18 protein-coding genes and 4 pseudogenes are annotated in these 25730 nt (G+C 68.8%); 15 read left to right on the forward strand and 7 right to left on the reverse strand.

Annotated elements, in window-relative coordinates:
• The first annotated feature begins 91 nt into the window (after nucleotides 1–91).
• The 3 genes and pseudogenes from ACQEXA_RS56195 to ACQEXA_RS56205 all read left to right on the forward strand — a co-directional run bounded on the left by ACQEXA_RS56195 (nucleotide 92) and on the right by ACQEXA_RS56205 (nucleotide 4916).
• The gene (locus tag ACQEXA_RS56195) at nucleotides 92–1702 is read left to right on the forward strand and encodes an ISL3 family transposase (RefSeq protein ID WP_433134161.1); all 1611 of its coding nucleotides are present in this window, start codon (nucleotides 92–94) and stop codon (nucleotides 1700–1702) included.
• 125 nt (nucleotides 1703–1827) lie between these two features.
• A pseudogene (locus tag ACQEXA_RS56200) lies at nucleotides 1828–2892 on the forward strand (integrase core domain-containing protein).
• Between the two features lie 803 nt (nucleotides 2893–3695).
• Nucleotides 3696–4916 carry an RNA-guided endonuclease InsQ/TnpB family protein gene (locus tag ACQEXA_RS56205; protein ID WP_433134163.1) on the forward strand — a complete coding sequence of 407 codons (1221 nt, stop codon included), beginning with the start codon at nucleotides 3696–3698 and terminating at the stop codon, nucleotides 4914–4916.
• A gap of 62 nt (nucleotides 4917–4978) precedes the next feature.
• Here ACQEXA_RS56205 and ACQEXA_RS56210 read toward each other — a convergent pair whose 3' ends face one another.
• Together ACQEXA_RS56210 and tnpC are read right to left on the reverse strand one after the other, a co-directional pair.
• Nucleotides 4979–5188 (reverse strand): hypothetical protein, encoded by a 210-nt coding sequence (locus tag ACQEXA_RS56210; RefSeq protein ID WP_433134165.1) that lies wholly within the window; start codon nucleotides 5186–5188, stop codon nucleotides 4979–4981.
• Nucleotides 5189–5254: 66 nt separating this feature from the next.
• Nucleotides 5255–6727 (reverse strand): IS66 family transposase, encoded by a 1473-nt coding sequence (gene tnpC / locus ACQEXA_RS56215; protein ID WP_433134167.1) that lies wholly within the window; start codon nucleotides 6725–6727, stop codon nucleotides 5255–5257.
• Between the two features lie 626 nt (nucleotides 6728–7353).
• Here tnpC and ACQEXA_RS56220 point away from each other — a divergent pair.
• On the forward strand, nucleotides 7354–8646 hold the full coding sequence (locus tag ACQEXA_RS56220) for an IS701 family transposase (RefSeq protein WP_433134811.1): 1293 nt from the start codon (nucleotides 7354–7356) through the stop codon (nucleotides 8644–8646).
• Between the two features lie 255 nt (nucleotides 8647–8901).
• On the opposite strand, the gene ACQEXA_RS56225 is transcribed toward ACQEXA_RS56220, so the two are convergent.
• The gene (locus tag ACQEXA_RS56225) at nucleotides 8902–10482 is read right to left on the reverse strand and encodes a DUF7405 family protein (RefSeq protein WP_433134169.1); all 1581 of its coding nucleotides are present in this window, start codon (nucleotides 10480–10482) and stop codon (nucleotides 8902–8904) included.
• Nucleotides 10483–10723: 241 nt separating this feature from the next.
• On the opposite strand from ACQEXA_RS56225, the gene ACQEXA_RS56230 reads away from it, so the two are divergent.
• Nucleotides 10724–12016: an IS701 family transposase gene (locus tag ACQEXA_RS56230; RefSeq protein WP_432938758.1), complete on the forward strand. Its 1293-nt coding sequence runs from the start codon at nucleotides 10724–10726 to the stop codon at nucleotides 12014–12016.
• Nucleotides 12017–12063: 47 nt separating this feature from the next.
• On the opposite strand, the gene ACQEXA_RS56235 is transcribed toward ACQEXA_RS56230, so the two are convergent.
• A complete protein-coding gene (locus ACQEXA_RS56235; RefSeq protein ID WP_432921848.1) occupies nucleotides 12064–12837 on the reverse strand; it encodes an IS630 family transposase in 774 nt (257 codons plus the stop codon).
• A pseudogene (locus ACQEXA_RS56240) lies at nucleotides 12735–13139 on the reverse strand (helix-turn-helix domain-containing protein); the annotation flags it as partial. The gene ACQEXA_RS56235 and the pseudogene ACQEXA_RS56240, both read right to left, overlap by 103 nt.
• A gap of 148 nt (nucleotides 13140–13287) precedes the next feature.
• On the opposite strand from ACQEXA_RS56240, the pseudogene ACQEXA_RS56245 reads away from it, so the two are divergent.
• Both ACQEXA_RS56245 and ACQEXA_RS56250 read left to right on the forward strand, forming a co-directional pair.
• Nucleotides 13288–13527 (forward strand): annotated as a pseudogene (locus ACQEXA_RS56245) (undecaprenyl-diphosphate phosphatase); the annotation flags it as partial.
• Between the two features lie 153 nt (nucleotides 13528–13680).
• A complete protein-coding gene (locus ACQEXA_RS56250) occupies nucleotides 13681–15318 on the forward strand; it encodes a multicopper oxidase family protein (RefSeq protein ID WP_432920578.1) in 1638 nt (545 codons plus the stop codon).
• 449 nt (nucleotides 15319–15767) lie between these two features.
• Here the strand turns inward: ACQEXA_RS56250 and ACQEXA_RS56255 are convergent, their stop codons facing one another.
• The gene (locus ACQEXA_RS56255) at nucleotides 15768–17045 is read right to left on the reverse strand and encodes a vanadium-dependent haloperoxidase (RefSeq protein ID WP_433134171.1); all 1278 of its coding nucleotides are present in this window, start codon (nucleotides 17043–17045) and stop codon (nucleotides 15768–15770) included.
• Nucleotides 17046–18148: 1103 nt separating this feature from the next.
• Here ACQEXA_RS56255 and ACQEXA_RS56260 point away from each other — a divergent pair.
• The 4 genes from ACQEXA_RS56260 (at nucleotide 18149) to ACQEXA_RS56275 (ending at nucleotide 22615) form a co-directional block, all read left to right on the forward strand.
• Nucleotides 18149–18697: a hypothetical protein gene (locus ACQEXA_RS56260; RefSeq protein WP_432920572.1), complete on the forward strand. Its 549-nt coding sequence runs from the start codon at nucleotides 18149–18151 to the stop codon at nucleotides 18695–18697.
• Complete coding sequence (locus ACQEXA_RS56265) at nucleotides 18681–20234, forward strand: terminase large subunit domain-containing protein (protein WP_432920570.1); 1554 nt, start codon at nucleotides 18681–18683, stop codon at nucleotides 20232–20234. Before ACQEXA_RS56260 ends, ACQEXA_RS56265 begins: the two co-directional genes overlap by 17 nt.
• A 77-nt stretch (nucleotides 20235–20311) precedes the next feature.
• The gene (locus ACQEXA_RS56270; protein WP_432920567.1) at nucleotides 20312–20626 is read left to right on the forward strand and encodes a hypothetical protein; all 315 of its coding nucleotides are present in this window, start codon (nucleotides 20312–20314) and stop codon (nucleotides 20624–20626) included.
• Between the two features lie 174 nt (nucleotides 20627–20800).
• On the forward strand, nucleotides 20801–22615 hold the full coding sequence (locus tag ACQEXA_RS56275) for a hypothetical protein (RefSeq protein ID WP_433134173.1): 1815 nt from the start codon (nucleotides 20801–20803) through the stop codon (nucleotides 22613–22615).
• Between the two features lie 3 nt (nucleotides 22616–22618).
• Here ACQEXA_RS56275 and ACQEXA_RS56280 read toward each other — a convergent pair whose 3' ends face one another.
• A complete protein-coding gene (locus tag ACQEXA_RS56280; RefSeq protein WP_432920559.1) occupies nucleotides 22619–23065 on the reverse strand; it encodes a hypothetical protein in 447 nt (148 codons plus the stop codon).
• A 34-nt stretch (nucleotides 23066–23099) separates the two neighbouring features.
• On the opposite strand from ACQEXA_RS56280, the gene ACQEXA_RS56285 reads away from it, so the two are divergent.
• The 4 genes and pseudogenes from ACQEXA_RS56285 (at nucleotide 23100) to ACQEXA_RS56300 (ending at nucleotide 25725) form a co-directional block, all read left to right on the forward strand.
• Nucleotides 23100–23855 carry a hypothetical protein gene (locus ACQEXA_RS56285; RefSeq protein WP_433134175.1) on the forward strand — a complete coding sequence of 252 codons (756 nt, stop codon included), beginning with the start codon at nucleotides 23100–23102 and terminating at the stop codon, nucleotides 23853–23855.
• Nucleotides 23856–23965: 110 nt separating this feature from the next.
• Nucleotides 23966–24376, forward strand: coding sequence for a head decoration protein (locus ACQEXA_RS56290; protein ID WP_433134177.1), 411 nt, complete (start codon nucleotides 23966–23968; stop codon nucleotides 24374–24376).
• A 13-nt stretch (nucleotides 24377–24389) separates the two neighbouring features.
• Nucleotides 24390–25439 (forward strand): annotated as a pseudogene (locus tag ACQEXA_RS56295) (major capsid protein).
• Between the two features lies 1 nt (nucleotide 25440).
• A complete protein-coding gene (locus ACQEXA_RS56300; protein ID WP_433134179.1) occupies nucleotides 25441–25725 on the forward strand; it encodes a hypothetical protein in 285 nt (94 codons plus the stop codon).
• Nucleotides 25726–25730: the final 5 nt, after the last annotated feature.

The following is a 25730-nucleotide window of genomic DNA, read 5'->3' on the forward strand; positions in this document are numbered from 1 at the left end:
AGACCCATCAACGGCTCGGTTCGGAGCACCCTGCGGGTGCCGAAAACCGGCTCTGTCCCACTTTCCGTGATGGTTGACAGGTGGGGCCGGGGTGGCAGCGTGCGAGGTGTGTAGCCAGGTCTTCCCCCTGCTGTTCCCGCACCTGAGTGGGGTCCGGGTCCTGGGCGTCGAGGAGGCGGACGGCGCCCTGACGATCACGGCGGAGACGCGTGGCGGGCCGGTGGCGTGTCCGGGCTGCGGGACGGCCTCGGCCCGGGTGCACAGCCGCTACCGGCGACGCCTGGCGGACGCGGCGATCGGCTACCGGCCGGTGGTGATCGACCTGTCAGTGCGGCGGCTGTTCTGCGACGCCGCCGCCTGCCGGCGTCGCACGTTCGCCGAGCAGGTGCCCGACCTGACGTTCCGGCACGGGCGGCGGACCGCCGCGCTGCAGCGCACCCTCACGGCGATCGCGGTGGTGCTGTCCGGACGGGCCGGGGCGCGGCTGGCGGCGGTGCTGCACGCCAGGGTGGGCCGGATGACCCTCCTGCGGCTGCTCGCGGCGCTTCCCGATCCCGCGCCGCCGACGCCGACCGTCCTGGGGATCGACGACTTCGCCCTGGGCCGCGGCCACCGGGCCGGCACGATCCTGGTGGACTGCCAGACCCACCGCCCGGTCGACCTGTTGCCCGCCAAGGACGCCGACACCGTGGCCGACTGGCTCGCCGCGCATCCGGGGGTGACGGTGATCTGCCGGGACCGGGACGGCGCCTACGACGAGGGCGGCCACCGGGGCGCGCCGCGCGCGGTCCACGTCGCGGACCGCTGGCACCTGTGGCACAACCTCGGCCAGCACGTCGAGCGGGCGGTGTCGCGGTTGCGCGCTCCGCTGCGCGAGGGGCTGGCCCAGGCGCACACACCCGGCGAGAGGGCCGCCGCCCAAGTGATCGCGGCGGCGTTCGAGGACCGGGTGCTGGTGCAGCGGACCCGGCAGCGGTTCACCGCCGTGCACGGCCTGCTGGACCAGGGCTACGCGCTGGGCGAGATCGCCCGCGAACTGGGCCTGGGCATGCGCTCCGTGCGCCGCTTCGCCCGCGCCGCAAGCGTGGAGGAGGTCCTGGCCAAGGCCCTGGGCGGGCGGGTGACCACACTGGAGGACTTCACGCCCTACCTGCACCGGCGGTGGGACCAGGGGATGCACTCTCCGACCCGGCTGTGCGAGGAGATCCGGGCCCGGGGCTATACCGGCACCGTCCAGCTGGTCCGCCGCTACCTCGCCCCGCTGATCGCCGCGCAGCAGGCGCCACCGGCCGCGGAGGCGCCGAAGGTCAAACGGCTCACCGCCTGGATCATGTCCGATCCCCAGCGTCTGCGTCCCGGCGACCGGCAGCAGTTGAAACAGGCGTTGGAGGTCTGCCCGGAACTGGACGCTCTCACCGGGCACGTCCGCGGCTTCGCCGCGCTGGTGACCCGGCCGGGCGAGCGCAACCGCACCCGGCTACGGGCGTGGACCACCGCAGTTCTCGCCGACGACCAACCGGAACTGCGCTCCTTCGTCCGCGGGATCGAGCAGGACTGGTCGGCCGTCCTGGCCGGGGTCACGCTGCCCTGGAGCACCGGCGTCGTCGAGGGCACCATCACCAAGACCAAGCTGATCAAGCGGAGGATGTACGGCCGGGCCGGTTTCCCCCTCTTACGCACGTGCGTCCTGGCGGCCCAATGACCAACCCAACGAACGCCCCATCACGGAAAGTGGGACAGAGCCCGAAAACCGCATCCATGTCCTGTGAGCTGCAGGTTCTCGCGAACGGCCGTCGATCAGCGGCAGGCGTGTCAGGCTGATCGACCATGCTGCTGCGACTGCCCTACCTCGCTGTGTCGAGCGTGTTCTCCCTCATTCGGTTGCTGCCGATGAGAGACGTCGTCAAGGACATCGAGATATTGAACGTTGCGGCACCAGCTGGCCGTCATGCAGCGGCAGATCGACAGGCCACCCGTCTCCTCGGCGGATCGCGCTTTCCTGGCCGCGCTGCTCCACCAACACCTGATCGTCTCCCCGGACACGGTCCTGAGGTGGCACCGGGACCTCATGCGCCGCCGCCACGCCGACGCCTCCCGTCGCAAGCGGTCCGGCCGTCCACCGACCCGCCGCAGCATCCGGGCTCTCATCTTGCGACTGGGCCGCGAAAACCCTGGGTGGAGCTACAGAAGGGTCCAGGCGAACTCGCGGTCCTCGGTATCAAGGTCGCACGCTCCAGCGTGTGGGAGATCCTGATGCGACACGGGATCGAGCCGGTGCCCGAACGCGACCGTCAGACCTGGGCCGCGTTCCTGCGCGGCCAGGCCCACGCGATCCTGGCCTGTGACTTCTTCACCGCCACCACGCTGAACGGCGCGAGCTTGTACGTCTTCGCGGTCATCGAGCACGTCAACCGCCGCATCCGCGTCCTCGGCGCGACCGCCCATCCCACCGCGGACTGGGTGACCCAGGCTGCGAGGAACGTGGTCATGGACCTCCAGGACGCCGGCGCTGCCGTCACGCACCTCATCAGGGACCGCGACAGCAAGTACACCCGTGCGTTCGACGCCGTCTTCGAGGCCGAGGGCATCGAGATCGTCACCACCGGCATCCGCGTTCCCCGCATGAACTCAATCATGGAACGCTGGGTGCAGACCTGCAGACATGAACTCCTCGACCGCATCCTGATCTGGAACCTGCCCCACCTGCTCCACGCGCTCACCGAGTTCGAGTCGTTCTACAACCAGCATCGGCCGCACCGCAGCCTGCACAGCGCGGCACCCCTGCGGCCAGTTCCCGAACCGATCACCGAACCCGGCCGACTCCACCGGCTGGACATCCATCGACGTGCTCGCCTTGGCGGCCTCCTCCACGAGTACGCACATGCCGCCTGAACAGCGCGGACGTAGTAATCGGCACCCGCAGGGCAGTACCTGGACGGGTACGACCTGGTTCATCAAAGGCGATTCTCCGACTGCTTCGGCTCGATCGACCATCAAGTCGTCATCAAGACCCTGGCAGAACGAATCCACGATGGCCGGTTTCTGCGGCTGGTGCACAACATGCTTGAGGCCGGGTACATTGGCGGGTTCGGAGGGGGCCGTGTGGAAAAGGACCTGCCCGGAGCAGGAACCTCGCCGCGCGGCCTACCCAGCTAACAAGATCAAGGATCTGGAAGGGACTGGCCACGCGCTTCGACAAGAGGCCCGACAGCTACATGGCAGGGCTTCAGCTGCGCGGCGCGGTCATCTGGTTGCGCAGCCACCACCCGCTACATGATCACGACTCCGGACAGGCCCTAACGGTCCGCGTACCTCTCCGAGTTCCTGCACGCACCGGCCGACCAGGTCCTCCACCACCTGGGGCGCGCTTTCCAGCGGTGACGGCCGTCGGGCCGTGTGCTCTCCGCGGGACGTAGGGCGCGGCGGCCGCCCCCTTTTCTCCGCCTCGCCCTGGGACGCGCCCAACAGGACCGTGGGCGCCGCAGGTCATGCCATCGGAAGCAGCGTGCTGTTCACCGGCTTTCTCCGAGGATGCCCCGGCCTTCAGGCCGGGGAGGAATCGGACTCCTGCGGAGCAGGGCAGGGACAGCCGGATCGCCGTCAGGGCGATCCGGCGTCCACCCCGCACGGCCGTGATGCCGCCCACAACGGTCAAGAACTCTCAACTGTCAGTCCTCCCAGGTAGGTTCAGATGCATGACGACAGAAGCGACCACGAAGGACACCGGGCATGCCCGGTACACCTTCCGTGTACGCCTGTCGAAGACAGCCCGGCGCGCACTCGAAGCCGAGTGGGATCGCTGCCGCTGGATCTGGAACGAATGCGTGGCCAAGTCCCGGCAGGCCCACGCGCAGAGCAGAGCGGGCGGCGAGAAGTTGACGTGTGGTCCGGCGCAGCTGGACAGGATGCTGACCGACGCCCGCGGGGTGACAGCGTGGCTGGCTGAGGGCGCGAGCGTGCCGCAGCAGCAGGTGATCCGGGAGTTCGCCAGGTCGAGGGCGAAGGCGCTGAAGGACATCAAGGACGGGCTTGCGCAGCACCGCCGGGCGGGGATGCCCCGCTTCAAGCGCAAGCGTGACAGCCGACCGTCGCTGAACTACACCCGGCGCGGTTTCCGCCTCAAGGAGGGCCGTCTGCACCTTGCGGGCCAGATCGTGCTGAGCGTGGTGTGGTCGCGGGCTCTTCCGGCCGACCCGTCGAGTGTGCGCGTGTACCAGGACACGCTCGGGCACTGGTACGCCTCCTTCGTCGCCCCGGCCCAGGTCGAGCCGCTTGTGGAGACCGGCCACGTCCTGGGCGTGGACTGGGGTGTGAAGGAGACCGCGACCACCACGGATGACGCCTACGACCTTCCGCATGCCGAACACGGCAAGCGGTCCGCTCAGCGGCTCGCGAAGTACCAGCGGATGATGGCCCGGCGCCGGCGACCGAAAGGACAGCGTGCATCCACCGGCTACCGGAAGGCGCAGGCACAGGCAGCGAAGCTGCACAGGAAGATCGCGCGGCAGCGGGAGGACACCGGCCGCAAGTGGGCCAAGGCCGTCATGCGCGATCATGACGGAGTGGCGGTGGAGGACTTCCGCCCGAAGTTCCTCGCGAAGACCACCATGGCCCGCAAGGCGGCCGACGCGGCCATCGCGGCGACGAAGCGTGCCCTGATCGAGATGGGCCGCAAGCACGCACGGGACGTCCGTCTCGTGCACCCGGCGCACACCACGATGGACTGCGCAACGTGCGGGGCGAGAACCAAGCACGCACTCCCTCTCTCGATGAGAACCTATGCCTGCACCGTGTGCGGAGCCGTGTCCCCCAGGGACAAGAACTCCGCCCGCGTGATGCTGGTCCGGGCAGGTTGGAACCCGGACGGTGCCGAGGGCGTAAGACCACCTGGTCCGCTGGACCAAGAGGCAGCCTGAGCCGTAAATCCCCGCTCAGCCCTGGAGGGTGGAGAATCCCCTCCCTTCAGGGAGGGGAGCCTTCAAACGTGGGTCAGCGGAAGGGCAGTGAGTTTGACCGAGGGGACGCCGACCACGTTGTCCCCAAGCCCCGCGTCGATGTAGCCGAATCCGCCGGCAGCATCGTCATCGAGCCATACTTGCGCCGCTATGTTCACTTCAAAGACCGTCACCGCGTTTGCCTTCATGGTGAGCCCGGTGTACTGGAGGGTGTAGATCTCGTTGACCGACAAGGGCTCCTCATCGTATCCATTCAGAAGGAATGGGTGTGATCGGTGACGGCGTGTGAGAGTGCCTGGTCAGATGTGCTGCGTGAGGGGTGGCATCCAGAGGTTGCCGGTGAAGGCGCGGTGGATGGCTTCGAAGGCGCCAATGCCGTGTTTGCGGGCGGAGTCGAGGTAGGAGCGCACGCCGAGCCAGGCCGTGGCGCCGTCCTCGGACTGGTGACAGCCGGAGATCTTCAGCTGGGTCTTGACCGGCCGCAGGGCCCGCTCGCCGCAGTTGTTGGTGAACGGCACGTGGAGCGGGTCGTCGGCGAAGCGGAGGATGTCGTGGGCCTGGTCGCGCAGGCGCTGAAGGAGGTTGCGGGCCGGACTCTGTTTCCGGCCTGGCGCTTTGGGGTGGAGGGAGAGCCCGACGGCGATGCCCTGGTGGAAGGCTTCGTAGTACAGGAGGAGCGCGTCGGGGCTGATCTCGGGGATCTCCCCGGCGCGGACCCTGACGGCCTGGCGGTTCAGGCTGGCCAGGGCCCAGCGGATCTGCTGGTGCCACTTGTGGTCGGGGAAGTCTTCTTCGGCGGCGGTGAGTTCACGGATCAGGTGGGCGCCGCACAGCTGATGGGTGCAGGCGCCGTAGCCGGCGTACAGCGACAGTGAGTCGTGGACCAGCACACCCCGGTAGTGCGGCAGGACGCCTCCGGCGTCGGCGCCCTTGCGGGAGCGCGGCGCGAGGTGCAGCAGAGTGAGGAAGTCGGTGCAGGCCACGTGCAGCCACCGGCGGGCGGTACCGATCCGGGTGGTGGTCTCGTCCGCGTGCAGGATGTGCCCCATGGTCAGCAGGGCCCGGATCAGGTTCAGCGAGTCCTCGACCAGGCCGGCGGCCTCGGACAGCAGGGAGGCGACCCAGCCGGTGGAGACCTCGGCGCCGGTCACGTCCCGGATCAACTGGGCGGTCCGCTCGAACGGGATGTGTTGGAAGACCAGGAGGTAGACGGCCAGGGCCCGCAGGCCCGGGCCGTAGGAGGAAGGCGAGCCGGCGACCTGTTCGGGCATCGGCGAGACGGTCACCGTGCCGCACGCGCACCGGCAGCGATGGGCCCGGTGCTCGGTCACCAGCACGGTGACCAGGGGAATGTCACGGACCTGACGGCGCTCGAAACCGATGCTGTCGCCCTGCTCCAGCGTGCTCCCGCAGCCGGTGCAGGCCGCCGGGACGTGGTCCTCGACGGCATCGGGCACGGCGGTCATCGCCAGCCCCGACCCGCCCGCACCCGGTTGACGGCCCCGCTTACGGCCGCTCTTGGGCGTCGGCTTCGTCTCCGGCCTACCGAAGACGTCACTGGACGGAGGCATCGATGAGTTGCCCGAGTTCCGGCCCAGCCGCCGCTCCAACTCCGCAACCCGGGCCGTCAATCGTTCGTTGGCCGCCGCGAGCTCGGCGGCCTGGGTCTCCGCGGCCTCGGCCCGCGCTTCCGCGGCCGTCACCTGCCGCTGGACCAGCCCGATCAACGCGAGGAGCTCCTCACGCGACGCGGACTCCAGCGCGGACGACATGACCACGCATCCTGCCCCACCCACCCGCCACCTGTCACATCGTCAGACAGCAAGGCCGATCATGACCTTCTGAATGGATACTCCTCATCACCGTCATTGAACGGGTTTAGCCACCAGCCGCCATCTGCATGAACGGTGATCGGCGGCATGTCCTGTTCGGGGCGGAGCGGCCCTGGCGGTGACGTCCATTTCCGGCCCTCCTGCTGGTGGATTTCGAGGGTGGCGTTGAGCTGTGAGGCTACACCGCTTTTGAATGACAGTCAGCTCGGAAGGAATCTACCGACGGATTTCGACTTCAAGTCGGCCTTCAGTCTGACGCCGGTTGATACGTCGACGGATGCATCCGCGCCGGTGGTGTTCTCCCACCAGAACCAGAAACTCAAGAAGAAGCCGCCATAGGTATCATTGGCGTTCAAGTAAAACTTTGCCCAACTGTCGTCTGGTCGGATGCGATAGTCCCGCAACGTTTCAGTCGGCGAGGTGCCCCAAACATTCAACCAGAAGGGTTCGTCCAGCGTGACGCTTAGTACTCCAGCTGTAGATCGTGATCTTGCTGGTGGGGCCGGTGCGGAGACGGGTGCGGCCACCGTTGATCATCGTGAGTTGTGTGGACTTACGAAGAGACGGTGGCCGCAGGTCACAGCATAGATCCCGCGCGTTGGCGGGAGGCGTTCGAGGGTCTGTTGGGGCGGATCGCGGGCCGGTTCAAGCGGGTTGAGCCCCGGCGCCGGGCCGAGCGGCTCGTGCTCGGGCTGCTGTCGGACCTGCCGAGAAAGAACTGCTGGACGATCGCGGAGTGGGCCGGGGAGGCCGGCCCGCACGGCATGCAGCATCTGCTGTGCCGGGCCGTTTGGGATGCCGATGCCGTCCGTGACGACGTGCGCGAATACGTGGTCGAGCACCTCGGCGACGAGGCCGCGGTGCTGGTCGTGGACGAGACCGGGGACGTGAAGAAGGGCACCCACACCGTCGGTGTCCAGCGCCAGTACACCGGAACGGCCGGGCGGATCGAGAACTCCCAGGTCGCGGTCTACCTCATCTACGCGGGCGAACGGGGGCATGCGGCGGTGGACCGGGAGCTGTACATCCCGCGCTCTTGGACGTGCGACCCGGATCGTTGCCGGGCAGCGGGGCTCGACGAGGACACCGTTTTCGCGACCAAGCCGGAACTGGCCCGGGTGATGATCGAACGGTTCCTGGACGCCGGACACCGCGTCGGCTGGATCACGGGGGACGAGGTCTACGGCGGCAATCCGAAGCTGCGGGCGGCTTTGGAGGAGCGCGGTATCGGCTATGTCCTCGCGGTGGCCTGCTCGGCCGAAGTGACCACCGGCGCGGGCACGTTCCGCGCTGACGCCCTGGCGCGGAAGGTGCCGAAGCGGGCCTGGCAGAAGCTGTCGGCCGGGCCCGGTGCGAAGGGGCAGCGGTTCTACGACTGGGCCGTCATCGACCTCGTCGAGGCGGCACCAGGCAGCCGCCAGCTGTTGATCCGCCGCAACCGCACCACCGGTGAACTCGCCTACTACCGCTGCTATTGCACCGAGCCGGCGCCACTGGCCGCCCTGGTCAGGGTCGCCGGCTCCAGGTGGCGTGTGGAAGAGACCTTCCAGACCGAGAAGGGGCTGGCGGGACTCGATGAGCACCAGGTCCGCCGCTACCCCTCCTGGGCCCGCTGGGTCACCCTGGCCATGCTCGCCCATGCCTTCCTTGCTGTCGTCCGCGCCGACGAACACGCCCGCCGTTCCGGGCCCGCCGACCTGGTCCCGCTGTCCTGCAACGAGATCCAGCGCCTATTCATCGTCGCCGTCCAGCCCCTGCACGACATGGCCCACCGACTCGGCTGGTCCGACTGGCGACGCCGCCATCAGCAGCGATCACGCACCAGCCATTACCGGCGACAAGCCGCGTCCCAGACATGAAGATCACGATGTACAGCTGGAGTACTAGCCGCCCTCACCTGAACCGTCCGACGCGACCACCCGTCACATCACGAAGTGCGACTGGAGTACAGGGCTGTCCCTGTTCCACTGCCACCAGCAGCTCCACATGGACTACGGGTTCATGATTCTGCTGCGCTGCTCCTGACATCGCCTCCGGCGCTGGAGGCGGTCAGCGCCGGGCGAACGCCAGCAGCCGCCGTACAACACCTGAGTGCAACAGGCCCATCCCGCCGGTCAGCTCAGGAACTCAGCGAGCGGGAACGAGCGGTGACTCCGCGGCGGAATCAGAAAATTCTGGCGATGGGTGGTGTGTACCACCGCGTTCAGACCGGCTTTGGGTGAGCGCGGGGAGAAGTCAACTCTTTTCCCCTCGGGATAGTGGCCGTCCATCGCCAGGCGAATACGGTTGAACGCCTCACTTGTCGGCACAAAGATCAGGAAGTGCAAACCAGCGGCTTTTTGGGGACTGTAATGGTCGCCGACCGGGTCGGATGTGTAGTAGAACGGGTTGTCAAGCGTAGCGAAATCACCGCGATTGGACACAGGTGTGCCAACCGGATAGGTCACGCCATAGTTACTGGTTGTCGCTTCCTGCAGGCGGTTCACCGGCTGCATGCTCCCGTTGTGCCCGTAGCTGCCGGTTTTCTTGACCCGCTGAAAGACATCGTCTTCGCTTTCGACGGGAGGATCCACGGTCACCGTTCCCCCGGGCACCGAGAGTCCAGGCCGGTACATCGCGCGGAGTCGGTCGGCGTATTCCGGGAAGTCCCGCGATCCCGCTCGCTCTTCCCCATACCAGGTAGCCAGGTCTGAGTACAGGTGCGAGAGAGGCATGACCGTCCCGTACTTGAAGTAACCGTTGGGCCATTGGTCGGTCCAACCAGGAAGTGTCTCCAGATTCGAGACGGGAGTGGAGCTTTCCGCGGATTTGATCGTGGTGGTGAAGCCCAAAAAGATGGGCGCATGGACGGGGATGGACTTCGCTCCGGGCAGGCCGGCCTCGATGGCCAGTTTGCTCGCGAGTGACTGCTGCCCCGTGTGACCGCCACCCGTGAAGCCTCTTCGGATGCTGGTTACGGTGAAGAGGTCGCCCGCCTGGTCGCTTCCCGTCCCGAACAGGGCGTTGGTGGCCTCCATGATGTTGTCGAGCGAGTCACTGCGCAGGAGCACAGCCACGTGGTTCTGCTCCAGTCGGACCGGTCCGAAGCCGGCAGGCGGTTGGTCACTGGGATACGTTCTGGCGTCCTGGAGTGCATAGATTTTGCGTCCCCGCTCTTTGGACGTCATCAGGTCCACCGGCAGGTAGTCCGGGTAACGGGTCCCCGCCTTGAAGAAGCCGGAACCTCTGCCGAGGCTGGGAATGCAGTGCTGGAAGTAGGGAAGTCCCCAGGCGACGACGACACCCAGGCCGCTGGGAGGGGGAGGGAAGCGTTTCTCCAGGCCCTGGATGACGGACTCCAGATGGCGCTGTGCCTCCTGCAGAACCTTCGCGGTCGACGGAACCTTCAACGTCGCGGTAATCACATGATTATGCAACGGCGGAATGAGGGCGGGGATCGTCCCGTTGCTGCTCGCGACGCCTGTGCCGTTGTCCATGATGAGCCGTGGTGTGGGAATGGCATATTGTTCCGGCGGCAGGGGCTTGTCAGCCCCGACATCGACCCGCTCAGGCGGGGTGACCAACTTGTCGATGACCTCATAGATACCTGAAGAAGCGAGAGCCACTCCAAGCGTTACGCCCGCGACAAATCCTCGCCTACTCGGATTCGCCGATTCCTCCGGGTCGGACAAGCCCTCCTTGCCCTCTTCTTTCACGGGCTCCATCCTCCCTGCTCGACAGCGCGCCCTTCGCCACCGTGCGCCGGGGTCACGGGGTGTTCGACGAGTGGTCGGCCCCCGAACGTATCGATCCCCGTCCTCGATTCCGGTCGATCGCAGCGCAGCAATGACCCCCTAATACTCCAGCTGTAGATCGTGATCTTGCTGGTGGGGCCGGTGCGGAGACGGGTGCGGCCACCGTTGATCATCGTGAGTTGTGTGGACTTACGAAGAGACGGTGGCCGCAGGTCACAGCATAGATCCCGCGCGTTGGCGGGAGGCGTTCGAGGGTCTGTTGGGGCGGATCGCGGGCCGGTTCAAGCGGGTTGAGCCCCGGCGCCGGGCCGAGCGGCTCGTGCTCGGGCTGCTGTCGGACCTGCCGAGAAAGAACTGCTGGACGATCGCGGAGTGGGCCGGGGAGGCCGGCCCGCACGGCATGCAGCATCTGCTGTGCCGGGCCGTTTGGGATGCCGATGCCGTCCGTGACGACGTGCGCGAATACGTGGTCGAGCACCTCGGCGACGAGGCCGCGGTGCTGGTCGTGGACGAGACCGGGGACGTGAAGAAGGGCACCCACACCGTCGGTGTCCAGCGCCAGTACACCGGAACGGCCGGGCGGATCGAGAACTCCCAGGTCGCGGTCTACCTCATCTACGCGGGCGAACGGGGGCATGCGGCGGTGGACCGGGAGCTGTACATCCCGCGCTCTTGGACGTGCGACCCGGATCGTTGCCGGGCAGCGGGGCTCGACGAGGACACCGTTTTCGCGACCAAGCCGGAACTGGCCCGCACGATGATCGAACGGTTCCTGGACGCCGGACACCGCGTCGGCTGGATCACGGGGGATGAGGTCTACGGCGGCAATCCGAAGCTGCGGGCGGCTTTGGAGGAGCGCGGTATCGGCTATGTCCTCGCGGTGGCCTGCTCGGCCGAAGTGACCACCGGCGCGGGCACGTTCCGCGCTGACGCCCTGGCGCGGAAGGTGCCGAAGCGGGCCTGGCAGAAGCTGTCGGCCGGGCCCGGTGCGAAGGGGCAGCGGTTCTACGACTGGGCCGTCATCGACCTCGTCGAGGCGGCACCAGGCAGCCGCCAGCTGTTGATCCGCCGCAACCGCACCACCGGTGAACTCGCCTACTACCGCTGCTATTGCACCGAGCCGGCGCCACTGGCCGCCCTGGTCAGGGTCGCCGGCTCCAGGTGGCGTGTGGAAGAGACCTTCCAGACCGAGAAGGGGCTGGCGGGACTCGATGAGCACCAGGTCCGCCGCTACCCCTCCTGGGCCCGCTGGGTCACCCTGGCCATGCTCGCCCATGCCTTCCTTGCTGTCGTCCGCGCCGACGAACACGCCCGCCGTTCCGGGCCCGCCGACCTGGTCCCGCTGTCCTGCAACGAGATCCAGCGCCTATTCATCGTCGCCGTCCAGCCCCTGCACGACATGGCCCACCGACTCGGCTGGTCCGACTGGCGACGCCGCCATCAGCAGCGATCACGCACCAGCCATTACCGGCGACAAGCCGCGTCCCAGACATGAAGATCACGATGTACAGCTGGAGTACTACTGACTTCGGCGTTTTGAGGTCAGGGCGGTGGTGAGTCGAGTTGGAGTCCGGTCTCGGTCATGAAGCCGTTGAGTGTTGCGGGGCGGTACTGCAGGCTCTTGAGCCGATTGCGGACCAGGGATTCCAGCCGGTCGACCGTACCGGCGGCGAGGTTGGCCAGACTGCGCTTGCACTGCGACCACACACCCTCTACCGGGTTCAACTCCGGTGCGTACGTGGGCAGGAAGAAGACGGTCAGCCACGGGCGGGCGGCCACCAGTTGCTGCATCGCCTTCGAGACATGGGTGCTGAGCCGGTCCCAGACCAGCACGATCGGCGCCCGCAGCAGTTGGTGGGCGCCATCGACCAGCCGCATGTAGTCGGTCTCCGACAGGCTGCGCCGCTCGCCCCTGCGGCCGTGATGGACGCGGATCCGGTAGCACAGTCGGGTCCGGGAACCGGGCCGCAGTGCGATCAGGCCCGCGATGGAGATGCGGCCCGACCGGCGGCCGGACACCGTCACCACCGGGGTGCGGCCCCGCCGGCCCCAGGTGCGCCCGGTGGGCGGCCGCTGACGCTGACCGGCCTCGTCCTCGAAGCAGATCCAGCCGCCGGTGGCCGCCTGTGTCCTTTTACCTCCGGCCAGGCGCCTTCCTTCCAGGCGGTCACCGCTGCCTCGTCGCGCTCGGCAGCCCGCCGGGCGGGCTTCTGCGGGGTGAAGCCGAGTCGGCGCATCAGCCGGGTCGCCCCCGAGACGCTGTAAGAGACGTGGAACTTCCGGCCGATCAGGGTCGCCACCCGGGCACCGGTCCACACCTGGTCCTCATCCCAGCCGTGCGCGGCCGGGCCCTGCTCCAGCATGGCGGCCAGCTTCCCGCGCAGGGCCGGGCCGAGTTTGCACCGCTGCCCGCCCGGCCCGGTGGAGGCCAGGGCCGCCGGGCCGCTGGCGGCCCAGTTCCGCCGCCACTGGTAGACCGACTTCGGCGACACCCGCAGCTGCCGGGCCACCTCCGGGACGCCGGCCCCGGCCGCGAACAGCTCGGACGCCCGCAGGCGTACTGCCTCACGCCGTGCACGCTCTTTGGCGTTCATCCCGCCACCGTCTGCGTACCTCATACCTCCCGGTCTACCGCCGCATCCGGAGGACGCCAACAGGACCAGCCCCAGCCTGACCTCAAAACGCCGAAATCAGTAATTCGCCCATGAAGGCGGAGCGCCAGCCAGTCGTAGTGGGCCATTCGGCTCGGGCTTACGCCGGTAAGAGGGCGTCGCGGCCGTCACTGGTGCTGGTCTCTACGGGTTGAAGGACGCGGTGGGCGCGGGGCATGGGCGTGGTGCCGCTTGCCGTCGGCACGGCGGTCTTGTTCGTGGTCGCGTACGCCTCGATCTCGTGGGGCTGCTGAAGTTCTTGGCGCGGCACTCGTTCAACGCCTTCGTGATCTACCGGATAGTCGTCGGTGTAGCGCTGCTCGGGCTGCTGACCGCCGGAGTGCTGACCGCATGAACCGATCCGCCCTACGAACGGATCACGGGACTCGATGCCGCAGAGCCACCGCGGGCCCGAAGGACTACGCCTGCCGATGGAAATTGGCCCCAACAAGGGCACGATCCACTCGGTTTGCGCCTATAGCATCTGCCTGGCGTGTTTTATTCTCATATGAATCAACTTTCGCGGCGAACCGTTCTTCGAGCTCCGATCGCTGGCGTCGGTGCGGTACTCATGGGGACCTGCACTGGTTCCGGTTACGGTTCCGGCTCCAAGCCTCGCTCTGGTGCCTATGGCCCAGGCGCCTCGGGGAGGTTTGTTCCGCCGGGGCCGCGGGGGTATGTCAACCCCTCGGACCCGGAGGTCCTTGCCGCCGAGCGGAAGCGGGGGGCCGGGCGCGTCCGCAGCTTCAGGCTCACGGCTGCCGAGTCCAAGCTGGACCTCGGCGGGCGGTCCGTCCGGACTTGGGCGTACAACGAGGCGGTTCCGGGTCCGCTGGTGCGCGTCACCGCCGGTGACGTGCTCAACCTGACGCTCGCAAACCGGCTGTCGGCCACCACCACGCTGCACTCCCACGGGGTGCGGCTGCGCTGCGACATGGACGGGGTTCCGGACCTGACCCAGAAGGCCATCAGCTCCGGGACCGACTTCGTCTACCGGTTCACCGCCAAGCATCCGGGCACATACCTGCTGCATTCCCACTTCGGCATGCAGCCCGACCGCGCGCTGTACGCGCCGTTCATCGTGGACGACCCCAAGGAGTCTCTCCACTACGACAAGGAGTGGATCGTCGTCCTGGACGACTGGCTCGACGGTGTCGACGGCTCGACCCCCGATCAGGTGCTCGGCCAGCTCAAGCCCGGAAGCTCCACGGACATGGGAGGCATGGCCATGGGTCCTGGGCGCGATCACCCGAGCCCCAGCCGGTCTGCGAGCCCGCATGCGTCGTCGAACAGGAAGTCGGCGGGCCCCACCCGGGTGCTGCGCCACTCCCACAGCCGCATGCTCCATGGCGAGGCCGGCAGCGTCGACTATCCCTACTACCTCGCCAACGGGCGCCTGCCCACCAGCCCCTCGGTGTTCCGCTGCCGCAAGGGCGAGCGCATCCGTCTGCGCATCATCAACGCTGCTTCCGAAACCGCCTTTCGGGTCGCGCTCGGCGACCACACCATGACCGTCACGCACACCGACGGCTATCCCGTGAAGCACAAGGAGACTGACGCCCTGCTCGTCGGCATGGCCGAGCGCTACGACGTCCTGGTGACCGTCCAGGACGGCGCCTTCCCGCTCGTCGCCGAGGCCGAGGGCAAGAAGGGCAACGCGTTGGCGGTGCTCCGCACCGACAAGGGCAGAAATCTTCCGGCGCCGGATGTCCGCCCGGACGAGCTCGCCGGGAAGGTCGTCCCGGCGCGGCGTCTGGAACCGGACGACTCGGTGGCCCTGCCCGACCGCCACCCCGATCGCGAACTGCGCATCAAGATCACGGGCGGCATGCGGAGGTTCGACTGGGGTTTTGACCACCAGGCCTACTCCGTGCGCCAACGGCACGCGGTCCGTGCGGGGGAACGAGTACGTCTCAGCCTCATCAACGCCACGCACATGTGGCATCCGATCCATCTGCACGGCCACACGTTCGCGCTCACAGGTGTGGATGCGGTGCGTACGCGCAAGGACACCGCGATTGTGCTGCCGCACCGGAAGCTGGTCATCGAGTTCGACGCGGACAACCCGGGGCTGTGGATGCTGCACTGTCACAACCAGTACCACTCGGAGAGCGGGATGATGACGGTGCTCGGGTATCAGCGCTGACACTCGGGCCTTCTTGCCATGCGGTCCGATGAGGCGTGGTCTGCCACGCCCCAGGTCGTGGACCCGGGGGTTCTTTGTTGTCCAGACCGGTGGGCGGGTGGCGAACCACACCGTGGTGCCGCTCTCCTCCTGGGCGAGGGCCAGGGCACATGTGGAGCTCTGCGGGCTCCTGCGCGTGCTCCGGCCTGGCCTCGAGGCATGGGACGCTGCTGCTCGCGTTCGGGGCTCTCCGGAAAACAGCGGCTCCTGCACGGTGAGCTGCAGGTTCATCGGGCGCCGGTAGGTGTCGTCGACCGGGCCGGCCACGGCGAGCAACTGATCCGGCCACGTGCCTCGCCCTCGTACGGTTGCTTCCGCAGCGTGGCCCGTGCCAGTGGTGCCGATGCGCCTGGTACCACTGGCTTCTGGCCGCCGCCATGTTGCACATGAAGGTCGCCCGGTGCGGACGGTCAGAGGTGACCTGCCACGAAGTCGGCCACCTGCGTCCCGAGTTGCTGGCCCGCGCGGTTGTCGACAGAGGTGTGCTGGCCGGACCAGATCCGGCTGAGCCACGCTTCGGTGGCAGCGTCCTGGAAGCCGGCAAAGGTTCGAGTGATGCCTTTCGACGTCACCACGAGATGGTGCCGCGCACCGTAGAACCCGGCGAGCGTCGTTGCCGCCGCCTGGCTGAGGGCGCCGTGAGCACCAGGATAGGACGGATCCGGGGCGGTCGTCAGCAGGGGGGTCCAGAGGGGATCGCCGACGATGCCCGGGTTGTAGCGCGTACCGCCGAGCCGGATAGCGGTCACGGGCCGCCATACGCGGTAGGCGTACTTGGCGTCGTACATCGCGATCGCGGTGTCGGCGAGGGACAGGTCGAGCCGGGCGAAGACCTTCACCGCCTTCTCCAGGCTCGCGTTCTGGGAGGTGACAAGGTTCTGCGCGATCTGGTTCCAGACGTTCCAGACGGGCGCCGCCGCCCAGAACTTCGCGGCCGCGGTCTGATCGGGGGTGCGGGTGGTACTGGTCTTGCTCCCCAGGCTCTTGACCTCGTTCAAGGCGGTGGCGTACGCGGCGCTGCTCACGGCCGGCGGCGCTGCCGGGCGGAACTGACCTCCGCTGGCCAGCACGAACGGCTTGACCGAGCCCCAGTTGGTGAACACCGGTGTCGGGAAGTCGGGAGGGGTGGGCCGGTAGTCACCGGCCTTGTCGCCGGGGCGGAACCGGGGCGGCTTCGCTGAGGACCCGTCATGGGACCGCAGGCTGATCAGTCGGCGGGCGACCGCGGCTCCCACAGCCATGCCCGCCTGCTTGCCCGGGCCGTTGGGAATCGCGGACAACTGGCTGCTCAGTCGCTGGTCCACGCCTGCGCGCTTGGCCGGGTACAGGGCGACCAGCACATCGTGGGCTGCCTGGTCCGCTGCGGCATCCGCACGAGCGCCTCGCGGCGCCGACACCGAGAACATGTAGGCGGGGCCGGCCCGGGTGATCGATACCACCGCGTCGTACTCGGCAGCCTGAAGAAGCGCGAAGCTGCGCGTGGGGTGGACGGTGGCCGGCTGCGCCTTCGGATCGCTGAGGATGGTGATGAGCTCGCGGTTCCATTCCACGACCGACGCCCCCGACCCCGTGGCCGCGGCGGGCAGGGCTGGCCAGTGAGCGGCGCTGGACCCGAAGGCGGGACTGGTGAGTCCGGCTGCCAGCGCGATTCCGGTCAGTATGGCGAGTGTCTTCTGCTTTCCACCCATGTTCTGTGGCTCCTTGTCGTTGGTGGCGGGCTGTGGCGACGGTGGTCGTACACGTCGCCCATTTGGGCCACGGCGGACTACACGGTCAGCGGACACCACGGATCGAGGGGGGAGTCCGCAGCGCGTGCCACAAAGAAGCACTCCGGACATCCGCCCCGGAGTGGGACGGGGATTGCGAAGCCGGTTCCCGTCCCACTGATGCCTGTGCTGGCCCGGTCGTTGAAGAATCACGACTGGACTCACCGGGATACCGGCTCATGAGGCGGCACGCGTCACCCACACCAACGTTTCGGAGGGCTGACCGGGCGCGCATGGTCCTGCAACCCGATCACCTCTTCACGTCATCAAGGTCGCTTGCCAGATACAGCCTGAAGGGACCCGATCTACGCTGCAACTCCGGCATCGTGGTCATAGGCCCGGGTCGCATACGGCGGTAGCGCACGCGGAGCTGCCGTGACACCGGCCAGGGACTGGACGCGAAAAGCCGGTCATCGTGATGGAAGGCCGCCCTCTCAGCCGACGGTCGTATCGATCACAGCGTCCGCTCGTAACTCGCCCAGGCGACGTGCGACTCGTGCAGCGGTAGTACGCCTTGTGGTCGTCGGGGCGGCTGGCGGTGGTCGCTGGCATCCAGCCCCGCCCCGCGGCCCGCGCCTCGTGGTCACGCAGTCCGGTGCGGGCGGCTACGAGATCGAAGACCTTCACGACCTGGGTGCCGAGGCTGCCGGCGAACCAGCGGTAGCCGCCGAGTGCGTTCTCCGAAGGCACGCCAGGCACAGGCCCGGGCCACTGCATCGGGGGCCGCCACGGGCACTTGGCGCCGAGTCCGCCTCCCAGTGCGCCGCCGTTCTGCGCGACGCGGGCGTGTCCGTGCATGCTTGCCGCGCCGTCCACGGTGGCTTCTGCTCTGCCCCCGTTCACCGGAACGGCCCTGACCGGTCCCCGGGGCGGTCACCCTCAGCTCTTTATCCTTCTGATCGCCGCATCCGGAGTGGTGGCCCTGCTCTCACTTGGCACGCGCACCTGCAGAAACGCGGCCGCGACGTGCAGTGCCATCATGAATCTCGGCGTGGGGGCGCGCAGCAGCGGAAGGAATCCTGCCGGTGGGACGCCCCGACAAGGCCGCGCGGGCCGCGATCGCACAGCGGCGAGCGGACGCCATCGACCTACGCCTGGCCGGCGTGGACTGGCTCACCGTAGGCCGCAAGCTCGCCGCGGACCCCGCCGTCAACTCTGACCGGATCGCCTACCCGCAGGGCTACGGCATCGACCGGTACAAGAAGGGCCAGGAGTCGCCCACCGACGACCAACTCATTCACGCCGCCTGCAAGGACGTCCGCCAGGCCCTCAAGGAGCGCACCACCGAGGTCGAGGACAAGGCTGATGAGCTGCGTGCGGTGGAGAACCTGCGCCTGGACCGGCTGTTCTTCGTCGCCTACCGGCAGGCCGTTAAGGACGGTGACCTGCCCGCCATCGACCGCGCACTGCGGATCATGGAGCGGCGCGCCCGCATGAACGGCCTCGACCGGCCCAACAAGACAGAGATCGTCACCCCGGCCGCCGAGGGCAGCGAGCTGACCGCTATCGCCCTGGACGAACTCGAAGCCCTCATCGGCATCTCGGAGGAGGCCGCACGTGGTTCGGACGACTAGCAGCGAGCGGGAAGCCCAGCTACTGGCCGCCTACCGGTCCAAGCCGCCGGCGCAGCGCCGCGCCATGGCCGCGAAGGCCTCACCCGAGCTGCGCGTCCAGCTCGCTCGCATCGAACGCCTCATCGCCATGGACGCCTCGCCCGGCGCGCTCGCCGCGGTCCTCACCGAGCGCCGCGAGATGCAGGCCCGCCACCTCCACCTGATCGACCAGGCGTGGATCGACATGGCCGAGGGCCGCGCCGGCCGCGTGATGATCACGATGCCGCCCCGTCACGGCAAGAGTCGGCGGGCCTCCCGCTGGGCGCCCCTGTGGTACCTGCGCCAGCACCCCGACCGCCGCGTCATGATCGCCTCCTACAGCGGGGACCTCGCCGAGGAGCACTCCCGCTGGATCCGCGACGCCATCGAAACGTGGGGCGACGACCTCGGCATCCACCTCAACCCATCCTCGCGGGCCGCGATGCGCTTCGACATAGCCGGGCACCAGGGCGGCCTGGTCGCAGCCGGTATCGGCGGCAGCCTCACCGGTAAGGGCGCCACCATCGCCCTCGTCGACGACCCCGTGCAGGACATGGCCTCCGCCGACTCCCCGAGCATGCGCCGCAAGACGTGGGAGTGGTGGCAGTCCGTCCTGCAGACCCGCCTGGAGCCCGACGGGGCGATCTGCGTCATCCAGACCCGCTGGAACGAGGACGACCTGGCGGGCCGCATCCTCGGCGACGCGCAGGCAGGCGAATGGAAGATCATCGACCTGCCGGCGCTCGCCGACAGCGACACCGACCCCCTCGGCCGGACCATCGGCGAACCACTGTGGCCCGAACGCTTCGACGCCGAACACCACGCCACCACCCGCCGCCGCGTCGGCGAACGCGTATGGGCCGCCCTCTACCAGCAAAAGCCCCGCCCCCCGGAGGGCGGCGTGTGGCAGCGCGCCTGGATCAACGACCACCGGCTCACCACCGTCCAGTTCGGCGGCCTCGACATGGCCCGCGTCATCGTCGCCGTCGACCCCGCCGGCGGAGAGTCCGCCATCGGCGACGAGACCGGCATCATCGGCGCAGCCCGCGGCTTCGACGGCCACCTGTACGTCCTCGAAGACCGCTCCGGAAGCATGGGCGCCAACGACTGGGGCCGCACCGCCTGCCTCCTCGCCCTCGCCCTCAAAGCCGACGCCATCGTGGTCGAGTCGAACTACGGCGGAGACATGGCACGCCAGGTCCTCTCCCAGGCGTGGGAGCAGCTGCGCCGCGAAGGCTCCACGAACGGCGCCCTCATGCCCCGCGTCCTCGAAGTCACCGCCAAGGTCGGCAAACGCCTGCGGGCCGAACCCATCGCCCAGCTGTACGAACAGGGCCTCGTCCACCACGTCGGCGCCCACGTCGCCCTGGAGGACCAGATGGTCACCTGGGTCGTCGGCATGGACTCCCCCGACCGCATGGACGCCGCGGTGCACGGACTGACCGAACTCGCCGACCCCGACCAGCTCGCCGCCGTCGCCGGACACATCCACGACGACCGCCTCGGCGGACGCCGATAACACCCCGGAAACGGCCCCATAAAGAGCAACGGCACAGCCGGGCGCCAGAATCGACCCCGGCTGCTAGCCTCCGGCCCATGTTGATCAGGGGGAAAGTCGCCGTCGCGGGCACCGCCTGCGCGGCCGTTGTCGCCGGCGTGGTCCTGCTGTGGCCCGGCTCCAACTCGGCGCCCGCAGCGCCCACCTCGGACCAGATCAAAGCCTCCGCGCAGGCCCGCCTGGACGCCTCGCTCAAGGCGGGGCGCACCGTACGTCAGGTGATGGTGGACACCGGCAAGACGCCCAGCGAGGAGCTGTGCCAGGCCGTGTGGGACCGGCAGACCGCCAAGGAACAGCACTCGTTGCGGTACGCGATGTGGATGCACGGCTGCGTCGACGCCCCCACCCCGTAGGGCTGCGTATTCTGGTCGGCGCGGGCGCGGGGCCCGGTCGCCTGGAGGGGCACCCGTGAGGCTGCGTGAACTGCTGATCGACGCCTGGTCGTGGCTCAACTACAAGCAGGCCATGGCCGACCCGACCCGGCCCGGCCCGGCCACCACGCGTTCCCCGAGCTGAACACGTCGTGGGTGCCCGCCGAGGACCTGCGCCGGCTGGCCGCCTACAAGTTCTTGGCCGCGTACGACTCCAACCAGGCCGGGCAGCTGGCCTCCCTCACTGGCGATGACCACCACGGTGTGGAGCGCCGCGAGTTGGGCGACCCGTCCAAGCTGATCGACACCACGCTCGGCTACCTGCTGGGCGCGGAGCAGACCATCGTGGTGCCGGGCGCTGACCACGCCGCACAGGACAAGCCGACCGCCGAGGACCAGGCCGCCGCCCACCTGCAGGACAAGCTGCGCGCCTGGGCCGACAAGGAGCTGCTGGCGCTGCGGATCCAGCAGGCCGAACGGTGCGCGGTGCGCTGCGGGGATGGCGTCTACACCCTGGCGTGGGAGCCGTCCAAGGCGCGGGCGCTGCTGCGCACCTACGACCCCGGGTTCTACTTCCCCGAGTGGGACGAGGGTGAGCAGGACTCCGCCGAGTACCCCTCCCGTGTGCACTTCGCGTGGGAGCTGCCCGCCGACCCGGTACGCGGCCTGAAAGCCCGCGTGCGGCGCATCACCTACGAGCTCGGCCCGATCGGTGCGGCGACCGCGCCCGGCCGCACCGACGACGGACGTGCCGTGCGGGAGCAGGTGGTCGGCGCGGACGGTGACCCGGTGCTGGTCGTCGGCGACACCCTCGACCCGGTCACCGGCACGGTCACGCGCATCTACCCGTGGGCGCCGGGCAAGCCGTCGTCGACGACGTGCTACCTCACGGACGCCGAGTGGTTGCTGGAGGACCTGGGCCGCGCCCACGACGTGTTCTCGCTGCCCGCCGACAAGGCCTCCTACCGGGTGCGCTCCGATGGGCAGGTCCTCGACCGCCTGGACCTGATGCACGACTTCATCCCGGTCGTGCACATCCCGAACACCATCCCCGACGTCGGCGAGCACTGGGGCAAGTCCACTTTGGCGACGGTGCTGCAGCTGCTGGACGAGCTGGCCGCCACCGACACCGACAGCGCCTCCGCGTCCTCCACCACCGGCACACCCATCGTCGCCCTGGCCGGGGCGCGGCTGCCCATCGACCGCTCCACCGGTCAGCCCCTCCCGGTGCGTGTGGAGGCGGGCACGGTGTGGCAGCTGTCCGACTCGGGCCGCATGGACACCCTGGACACGTCCGCGCAGCTGGCCGAGCTCCGCCAGCGCGTCGACCACCTGCTGGACCGGCTCGCCGCGAACACCCGCCTGACCGCGGCCGGACTCGGCAGCCTCGACCCGGCCAAGCTGCCCAACGGGTACTCGCTGCAGGTCGCGTTGGGCCCGCTGGACTCCCTTGTCGGCGCGCTGCGTCTGGCCCGCAACCACAAGTACCAGCTGCTGCTGCGCATGGTGCAGCGCCTGCACCAGGCCGGGCAGGAGTGGCCCGCCGGCGAGTCGCTGCCCGCACGCCTGATGTTCGGCGCGCACACCCCCACCGACCGCACCACCGTCCTCAACGACGCCGTGCAGGGCTACGAGGCCGGGGTGTTCTCCCTGGAGACCGTGGTGCGGATGCTGCAGGAAGCCGGATACCCGATCGAGGACATCGCCGACGAGATCGAACGCATCCAGAAGCGGGCCTTCGACCAGGCCGCCCGCCTCGCCGATGCGACCGGCGACAACAAGGCGGTCCGTGAATACCTGGGCCTGCCCGAAGCCGACCCGACGCCGACTGTGCCGCTCGTCGACCCGGCCAAGGTGCCGCAGCCTGGCCCGCCGACCAGCCCGCCCGACGCGAAGCCGCTGCCGCCCACACCGTTGCAGCCGCCCGGCAAGACCGGGATCCTCGGCGAGGCCGGTCCTGGCCCGCGCTGATCGTCAGGCCAGCTGTGCCCTGAACTCGTCGTAGACCGCCCGGCAGTCCCGCGCCATGCGCTGGATCTGCTCGGCGGTCACATGCTCAAGGTCGTCCAGGTCGGGGGTGCGGTCCTTGCTCAGGTGCATGACGTGGCGGCTGGCCAGCGTCCACGCATCCTTCAGCCGGGCAACTGCGGCGGTGTCCTGGCTGGCAAAGCCGGGCACGAAGTCACGGGCCCGCCGGTCCTTGGGGTCGAGGTCGAAGGTCAGGAACTCGACCAGGAGCCGCACGTTGACCATGAACGACTCCATGAACGCCGCCCGGACCACGCCGTCCAGCCCGTACCCGTAGGGGAGTAGCGGGGCGAGCTGTTCGACCTGGTCGACAGCGAAGTCCACGAAGTCCAAGGCCCGGCGTTCGGGCGTGAGTGAGTTCTCCCACGATGGGATCGGCGAGTCAGGAGCCATGGCCGCAGCATAGGCAGTAGCCGCCTGCGCCGGGGTGGCTACACTGATCGACGGCGCGGGGGCGCTGCTGCTGGAGGACTGGATCCCCATGGACAGGCTGCTGCCCCACCCCCGTAAGCCCGTCGGCTATCGGCGTGACGGCCGCCCCATCTTCCCGATCCTGGGCGCGGACCCCACCGACCCCTCCAACCAGCAGCTGCCGCCCGCACCGGGCATCGACCCGGCCGCGCCGCCGGCCGGACAGCCGGGCCTGGACCAGGATGCGCTGAACCGGCTGCTGGCCCGCGAGAAGCAGCAGGGCGAACGCTCCGCAGTGCGCAGGCTCGTCGAGCAGCTCGGGTTCACCAAGACCGACGACCTGACCGCGTTCGTGCAGCAGCAGCGCGACGCGCAGGCCGCGCAGCTCTCCGAGATCGAACGCCGCGAGCAGGCCGCCGCCGACGCCACCGCCGCGGCTACGGCACGCGAGGCGCAGGCCGTCGCCCGCGAGAGGGCCGCGGTACGGCGTGCCGCCCTCGTGGCGCTCGGTGCGACCGGTGATGACCTGAAGGACGCCGAACGGCTCCTGGCCGTCGACGACGACGCCGACGAGGACGCCATCACGGAGGCCGCCCAGGCGTTGAAGGCGCGCAGGCCGGAACTGTTCGCCGCTACCGCCGCCGTGGTGCCGCCTGCTGCTCCTGGTGGGTCCCCTGCGGGCGGTCCGCCGCCGCGCGGCAGCAACATGCCCAAGCCTGGCCAGCACGGCGCGAACGTCGCCCGCCAGCGCGGCTTCGTCAAGGACAACTGACTTCCCACCGGCGGGTTAAGGCCGGACCTGAGGGGACCACGCCCCCTACTCGTGGACGACGCCACCAGCCGGTGAGCGGACGCACAGCCGCTTCGTCCACGGGAGTACTCATGACCGTTCAGCCGGTCACTACCACCCAGAACCTGACGGCCGACCGTTCCTGGCTTGCCAGCCTCCACGGCACCAGCGAGGTCGACACCATCACCCTCGACATGTCCACGTTCGTGTCCGGCACCCACTACGTGCCCTCCACCGACACGACCATCCCCTACTCGCGGTTCCTGTCCGGCATCCCCGTCGGCAAGATCACCGCGAGCGGCCTGTACGGCCTCTACAACACGGGCGCCGCCGACGGCCGGCAGACCCTGGCCGGGTTCGTGTTCGCGGAGGTGCTGTTCGCGCCGACGCAGACGAAGGTCCCGGCCGCACTGCTGTGGCACGGCTCGGTGAAGACGGCGAAGCTGCCGATCGCCGTCACCGCCGTGGCCCCGTCCGCCATCTGCCAGATCCGATTCGTGTAAGGGAGCCCCGACGATGTCTGTTCAGGACCTGATCAAGGACGTCACCACGGCGGACCTGACCACGTTCGCCCGCTACATCCCCACCCCCGCCGACTTCCTGCTCACGCAGACCGTGTTCGCGAAGGTCTCGATCCAGGACGTCATGTGGCGGATCAAGAACACCGGCCGCTACGTCAACGCCGCCAAGTACCGGGCCTTCGACGCCTCGGTGCCGTTCTCTGACCGGCAGGCGTGGCAGACGTCCACGCAGGGCATGCTGCCCTCCCTCGGCCAGAAGCTGATGGTCGGCGAGGTCGAGCTGCTCCTGCAGGAAGCCAGCCGTGGCGCGGACGCGTCCCGCCTGGAGCAGCTGCTGTACGACGACGTGGAGCGGCACGTCGAGGCCATCAACTCCCGTCTGGAGCTGGCCGCCGGCGATGTTCTCACCGACGGCAAGTTCTCCCTTGCGGCGGAGAACGGCCTCACCCTCGACGTCGACTTCGGTGTCCCGGCCGCGAACATGCCGACCTCGCCGAAGCTGTGGTCCGATCCGACCGCCGATGCCATCGCGGACGAGCTGGGCTGGATCTCCTACCTCGACTCGATCAGCGCGCCCATGCCCGAGATGGTCGTCACCTCGCGGCGCGTCTACTCCTACCTGGCGGGCAACAACGCCTACCGGGCCGCCTATTACGGCAGCGTCAACCCGTCGACGACGCCGACCGCTTCGCTGACTCCGCAGCAGATCAACGTGGTCCGCGACAACTACGGCCTGCCGCCGATCAACCTGTACCGGGCGTAGGTCCGCGTGGACGGCGTGTCCACGAAGTGCCTGCCGGACGACCGGTGGGTGATGCTGCCCCCGGACCGCTCCAAGTGGGGGCAGACCCTGTACGGCACCACGGCGGAGTCGCTGGTGCTGTCGCGGGGCGGCAACCCGCAGATCACCCGCGAGGACGCGCCGGGCCTGATCGTCACCAGTGGCGGCAAGGACGACCCGGTGCAGATCTGGACCAAGGGCGCGGCCGTGGCCATGCCCGTCCTGTACGCGCCGGACTGCCACATCACCGCGAAGGTGCTGTGACATGGGGCGGCGACTGGCGGCAGCGGTGCACGTGCTGCACCCCAAGACGAACGAGTGGCTGATCTTGCAGCCCGGTGACGAGCCGGACGAGGACCTGGCCGAGGCCATCACCCACCCCGACGCGTGGGAGCCGGACGAGGACGGCGAGGACGGCGGGGAGGGCGACCCGCCCGCTGGCGGAACCGAGCCCACCCCGACCCCGGAGCCCACGCCCGCGCCCGAGACGACGCCTGCGGCCGAGGCGAAGCCCAAGGCACGGACCCGCAAGCAGGCCGACGAGCAGTAACCCAG

This window comes from Streptomyces sp. CA-106110 (assembly GCF_050936285.1).
Taxonomy (GTDB): Bacteria; Actinomycetota; Actinomycetes; order Streptomycetales; family Streptomycetaceae; genus Streptomyces.

Excerpts from the sequence above, each read along its gene's own strand:
- ACQEXA_RS56205 (WP_433134163.1), top strand. The coding sequence starts at position 3,696 with ATGACGACAGAAGCGACCACGAAGGACACCGGGCATGCCCGGTACACC.
- tnpC (WP_433134167.1), bottom strand. The coding sequence starts at position 6,727 with ATGTCGTCCGCGCTGGAGTCCGCGTCGCGTGAGGAGCTCCTCGCGTTG.
- ACQEXA_RS56250 (WP_432920578.1), top strand. The coding sequence starts at position 13,681 with ATGAATCAACTTTCGCGGCGAACCGTTCTTCGAGCTCCGATCGCTGGC.
- ACQEXA_RS56255 (WP_433134171.1), bottom strand. The coding sequence starts at position 17,045 with ATGGGTGGAAAGCAGAAGACACTCGCCATACTGACCGGAATCGCGCTG.
- ACQEXA_RS56270 (WP_432920567.1), top strand. The coding sequence starts at position 20,312 with ATGTTGATCAGGGGGAAAGTCGCCGTCGCGGGCACCGCCTGCGCGGCC.
- ACQEXA_RS56280 (WP_432920559.1), bottom strand. The coding sequence starts at position 23,065 with ATGGCTCCTGACTCGCCGATCCCATCGTGGGAGAACTCACTCACGCCC.
- ACQEXA_RS56290 (WP_433134177.1), top strand. The coding sequence starts at position 23,966 with ATGACCGTTCAGCCGGTCACTACCACCCAGAACCTGACGGCCGACCGT.
- ACQEXA_RS56300 (WP_433134179.1), top strand. The coding sequence starts at position 25,441 with ATGGGGCGGCGACTGGCGGCAGCGGTGCACGTGCTGCACCCCAAGACG.